This window comes from Streptomyces sp. UF-297, assembly GCF_058245575.1.
Genome location: NZ_JBSIBZ010000218.1, coordinates 1 through 1,336, shown reverse-complemented (window position 1 = coordinate 1,336; position 1,336 = coordinate 1). Strand labels below are relative to the sequence as shown.

Here is a 1,336-nt window from a genome sequence, read left to right as displayed (position 1 = left end):
CGGCATCAAACCCGCCAATGGCGCAGCAGACCAGAAAACCTATCGACGCGTCATCGCCGTATGGAAAAAGCACGGCATCGCACCTCCGTCCCGGCCCCACAAGCCCCCGCGTCTCCACAAGCCTCCGAACCGTCCCCACAAGCCCCCCGCTCGGCCCCACCAGCCCCCGCGCCCCCAGCCCGCCCGCAAGTGTGGTGCGGACACCGGACCGTACCAGTGGCAACTGGAACGGCGACTGCATCTGCCGCAGGACGGAACGATGTCCCAGCGGGACTGCCGGGCGATCCAGCGGCTCCAAAGGAGGCTGGGCATCAAGCCCGCCAAGGGCGCGGCGGACCAGAAGACCTATCGGCTCCTCCTCGTCGACGATGTCAAGAGGAATCCGAACTTCAGGAACCGGTGCCCGGCCCGCCGCTTCCGCGTGACCTGCGTTGACCTCTCCCGGCAGGTGCTGTGGGTCCAGAAGGGCAGAAGGATCGTCTTCGGCCCCGTGCCCATCCGCAGTGGCAGGAACGGGCTGGAGACCCGCACGGGTTGGCAGCGGGTCTACCAGAAGCGCCGCACGTTCTTCTCCACCATCTACGACAACGCGCCCATGCCGTACTCGCAGTTCTTCAACGGTGGCCAGGCCATGCACGGTACCTACCACGATCTGTTCGAGTCGGGCTCCGGCGGCTGCATCAACATGTACGTCAAGGACGCAAGGCAGCTGTTCCGGCTCCTCAAGATCGGCGACAGCCTCTTCATCTACGGTCGCAAGCCCCCCACCCGCGTCGTGGCCCGCCCCTCGGACGTCAGCGACGACGCCCTGATCGCGGAGGGGTTCGGCTCCGCCGGCATCCCCATCACGTGGGACCTGGACACGCCCCTGAACCAGCCCTGAGTCAACCGGCCCCGTCACCCGGCGCCCACCACCACCGGAGCAACTGAGATTTTCGCTTCGGGGTTGTGAGCGCCGGGTGACGGGCGTGGTACCGCGGATGCAACCGACCTGGCGGGCGTGTGCGCTGGAGCAGGGTCCTGCCGCGCACGGCTGGACGGAAGACCAGCAGTGGACGTCGGCGAGGATCTCGGTGCCTGTCGCCCGGCGCTTGCGCGTGCGCTTCAGCCGAGGACTTCGCCGAGTAGCCGGACGCCGCCCACCGGCAACACGGCGGAAAGACCGTGCTGGTCTGGGACTGTGAGGATGGCTGAGCCTCGTTCAGGCCACGGTCTGCCCCGGTCTGGGCCTGACCTTGGCATCAAGAAAGCTGATCTGTCGGCCACGGTACGGGCGGGACATGACGTCACCCCGAAGCGAAAACCTCGAAAGCACGAGCGGCGGCCTCCCGTGGGG

The 1,336-nt window shown here is 67.4% G+C and carries 1 protein-coding gene; it reads left to right on the top strand.

Annotated elements, in window-relative coordinates:
- Positions 1–259: 259 nt before the first annotated feature.
- Complete coding sequence (locus tag AC4IJH_RS43510; RefSeq protein WP_490857563.1) at positions 260–883, top strand: L,D-transpeptidase; 624 nt, start codon at positions 260–262, stop codon at positions 881–883.
- Positions 884–1,336: the final 453 nt, after the last annotated feature.